Here is a 3824-nt window from a genome sequence, read left to right as displayed (position 1 = left end):
GGTCGAGGCTGCCGTCGAGCAGGCCCAAAGTCAGGCATCCCGGTCGGCGGGGCCCAGCGCGGCCCAGCGTTCGGCTCCAGCCCGTGTCGGTGATGATGCTCGATCCAGACCAGCCCGCGTGAGTGCGATCGAGACGGGCATGGAGCAGGTCGTCGCCGATGGCGCCATCGCGGTGACCGTCCGCGTCGACACCCCGGACGTGACCTGGGCCGGTGCGACCGGCACCCGAGACGTGGGAAGCCCGCCGCCAGCGACCACCCGTGGCGAGTTTCGGGTGGCCAGCAACACCAAGATGATGATCGCGACCCTCGTCATGCAGGAGGTCGAGGCTGGGACCTGGACGCTCGACACCTTGGTGGATGACGTCATACCGGGTCTGTTCCCCGACCACCCTGACGTGACGATCCGGCACCTGCTCAGCCACACCTCGGGAGCTCCGACGGGCACCGACCGCATGATCGTGGAGCGCATGAGCGACCCCAGCTCGATCGAGTCTCAGGTCGCCGCGATCGGACTCGACTACACCGAGCAGGACTACCTTGACGCCGTCAACGCGGTGCCCTGGGAGCATGCTCCCGGAGAGGGCTTCACCTATTCCAATGCGGGCTATGTCGCGTTGGGCACGCTGCTGGAGAAGGTCAGCGGGCAGGAGGTCGCCCAGTTGCTCAAGGAGCGCGTCTTCAAGCCCGCAGGTATGAGGCACAGCAGCTATCCCGACGAGCCGGGGATGCGCGGCCACGCGCTGCGGGAGTCGTTCTGGGACGGGATGCAGTGGTGGTCACTGGCCGGCTTTGACCCCGATGTCTTCTCCCACGCCGGCGCCGCAGTCAGCACGACCCAGGACCTCAACACCTTCACCGACGCCCTGATCAGTGGAGAACTCTTCGACCCAGACCTCCTGCCGCAGATGCTGGGCGGCTCCCCGCTGCCGACGGGCTATGGCTTGGGCGTCTATGCCGTGCCCGACCCGTGCGTGCAGCCCGGTGAGCCGCAAGCCCTTCTGTGGGGTCACGACGGGCTCTCCTTCGGGACCTCCAGCGTTGCCCTGACCTCCTCGGACGGCACCCGACAGTTCTCCCTGGCCGTCACCGGACGCAACCTCAGCGCCGACCCGGAAGGGCTATGGGACCTTAACGACGTGCTGGTGCCCGTGCTGCTCGCGACCTGCTGAGTGTGGCAGCAGTCCACTGGAGATCACGCCCTCAGGCATAAGGTGAGCGCGTGCGGATCAGTGCGCTGGCCATCCACCCCCTCAAGAGCGGTGCGATCCGACCGGTGACTTCGGCGCCCGTCGGTCCGGCGGGGTTGGCCGGCGACCGGACGTGGATGGTGGTCGATGCGGCCGGGCAGATGGTCTCGGCACGGCGGGTGCACCGGCTCTTCAGCATCGTGGCCGACACCGTGGTCACCGACCCGACCGTGCGCACGGCTCTGCGCCTGCGCGCTGACGATGGTGAGGTGCTCGATCTCGAGGAGCCACACCCAGGCACGGAGCCGGTGCCCGTGCGTCTCTTCACCCGCCCCTGGCAGACGGCGCTTCCGGCGGGACCGGTGGCCGACGCCTGGATAGCTCGGGCGGTGGGGATCGACGGCCTGCGCCTGGTCTGGTGCGATGATCCGCGTCGGCGCTCGCTCGGGGCGGAGTTTGGCAGGCCCGGTGACCACACGGCCTTCGCGGACGGCTTTCCCGTCACGATCGTGTCGGAGGCCTCGCTGTCCCAGGTCAACGCGTGGATCGCTGCGGATGCGGGTGAGCGGGAGGCAGGTGGTGCTGGTGCCGGTGCTGTTGCCGGTGCCGCCGCTGGTGCTGTTGTCGATCGCGCTGAGCCGCTGCCGATGAGCCGTTTCCGCCCGAGTGTGGTGATCCACGGCGCGGAGCCCTTCGCGGAGGACTCGTGGTCGCGGATCGTCATTGCTGGCGTCAGCTGCCGGGTCGTCAAAGGAGTCGACCGGTGCGTCATGACGACCATCGACCCGCAGACCCTAGCCACCGGCCGCGAACCGGTCCGGACCCTGGCCCGGCACCGCGCGTGGGGCGGCAAGACCTGGTTCGCGCGCCACGCCATCCCCGACGGCAGCGGGACGTGGTCGGTCGGCGACGAGGTCGAGGTCGTGGACTAAGGACCGGCTGCCCCGGCCCCACTCCGGTTGCCTAAGATCGCCGGATGCTCCGGATCGCCTCCTTTAACGTCAACGGGATCCGGGCCACCCACAAGCGTGGCTTTGCCGACTGGCTCACGACCCGGGGCTGCCACGTGCTGGCACTGCAGGAGGTGCGTGCGCCCATCGGGGCGCTGCCTGAGGACGCCTTTGGTGACTACCACGTGGCCTACGAGCCGGGGCAGCTCGCCGGGCGCAATGGCGTGGCGATCTTGACTCGCGCCGAGCCGGCCGCGATCCGCACGTGGGACGCCGAAGTCCTGGTCAGAGCACCTGGTGAGCACCATCTCCATACGCGCTCGGCCCCCGACGAGATCCCGCTGTCGCGAGGTCTGCGCCCGCACGTGCACGAGGGACGCTACCTGGAGGTCGACCTGGCGGAGGCGCCGGTCACGGTGGCCAGCCTCTATCTGCCCAAGGGCGGTCTCCCGGCGCACCTTCAGGTCCCGGGCCGGATGCGGGAGGCCCCCGACGGTGGCGCAAAGTATGCCCGCAAGCAGGCTTTCATGGCGGCGTTCGGACGCCAGCTGGGCAAGTCGCGCCGGGCCGCGGCCGCGCGGGGACGCGAGTTCTTGCTGATGGGCGACCTCAACGTGGCGCATACCAGGCATGACGTGGCGAACTGGCGGCCCGCCCAGCGGACGGAGGGCTTTCTGCCGGAGGAGCGCGAGTGGCTGGGCGGCCCAGCTGACTCCGCGGACCCTCATCGACGTGGTGCGCAGACTGCACCCGGATATCGACGGGCCCTACTCGTGGTGGAGCTGGCTCGGGCAGGCCTACGAGCGCGACGCCGGTTGGCGGATCGACTATCACCTCGCGACCCCGGCCCTGGCGCGTGCCGCCGTCCATGCCGCCGTCGACCGCGAGCATCGTGGGATCCGGCTCTCCGACCATGCGCCGGTCATCGTCGACTATGACCTGTGAAGCTCGCGCCCTGTCCTGGTGATGACGACCTCCTCGCTGAGCTCGCTCGTTGGGCCACACTGGTGGCGTGGATGGTCGCGAACGGGTGACGGCAGCCTTCGAGGCCTTGCCGCGTCGAGATTTTCTGCCCGCTCACCAGGTCGGCCGGGCGGACGTGGACGCGCCCCTGTCGATCGGCTACCGCGCCACCAACTCCCAGCCGAGCACGGTCGCCGCGATGCTCACCCTTCTTGACCCCCAGCCCGGCGAGACTGTCCTCGATGTCGGCGCGGGCTCGGGCTGGACAACCGCGCTCCTTGGCCACTTGGTGGGGCCGGCCGGGCAGGTGGTCGGCGTCGATGTCGTGCCGCAGTTGGTCCAGCGCGCCCGCTCCGTGCTGAGCCGATCAGGGATGATCTGGGCGCAGGTCGAGGTGGCGCCGCACGGCGTGCTGGGCTGGCCGGCGGGAGCGCCATACCGTCGGGTGCTCGTCTCGGCGATGGCCACGGAGTTGCCCCTCACGCTGGTGGACCAGCTCGCCGACGAGGGCCGGATGGTGATCCCGGTCGCGGGTCGGATGCTCGTGGTGGAGAGGCACGCTGACGAGGTGACGACGAGGGCCGCCCCGGGCTATTACAGGTTCGTCCCGCTGCTCGTGGACGACTGAGTGGGAGTCCTCGGGACGGGCTCGAGCCTCACTAGCGGCCTAGGGTCGCAGCCGGGACGGGCGGCCGTCGTGCTGTGCGGTGGGTGTGGGTCGT

At 69.8% G+C, this 3824-nt stretch carries 3 protein-coding genes and 1 pseudogene; all 4 read left to right on the top strand.

Features of this window, described 5'->3' with window-relative positions:
- The first annotated feature begins 118 nt into the window (after positions 1 to 118).
- The 4 genes and pseudogenes from Q4P07_RS11670 to Q4P07_RS11655 all read left to right on the top strand — a co-directional run bounded on the left by Q4P07_RS11670 (position 119) and on the right by Q4P07_RS11655 (position 3730).
- Entirely contained in the window at positions 119 to 1171 is a 1053-nt protein-coding gene (locus Q4P07_RS11670) for a serine hydrolase (protein ID WP_303375086.1), read from the top strand.
- 50 nt (positions 1172 to 1221) lie between these two features.
- A complete protein-coding gene (locus tag Q4P07_RS11665; protein WP_303375085.1) occupies positions 1222 to 2121 on the top strand; it encodes an MOSC domain-containing protein in 900 nt (299 codons plus the stop codon).
- A 44-nt stretch (positions 2122 to 2165) separates the two neighbouring features.
- Positions 2166 to 3084: pseudogene (locus tag Q4P07_RS11660) on the top strand (exodeoxyribonuclease III).
- 67 nt (positions 3085 to 3151) lie between these two features.
- Positions 3152 to 3730 carry a protein-L-isoaspartate O-methyltransferase gene (locus tag Q4P07_RS11655; RefSeq protein WP_303375084.1) on the top strand — a complete coding sequence of 193 codons (579 nt, stop codon included), beginning with the start codon at positions 3152 to 3154 and terminating at the stop codon, positions 3728 to 3730.
- Positions 3731 to 3824: the final 94 nt, after the last annotated feature.

It is taken from the genome of Ornithinimicrobium sp., from assembly GCF_030537745.1.
Taxonomy (GTDB): Bacteria; Actinomycetota; Actinomycetes; order Actinomycetales; family Dermatophilaceae; genus Ornithinicoccus.
Note: the sequence above shows the minus strand (reverse complement) of the source record. Positions and strands in the feature narration are given on the sequence as shown.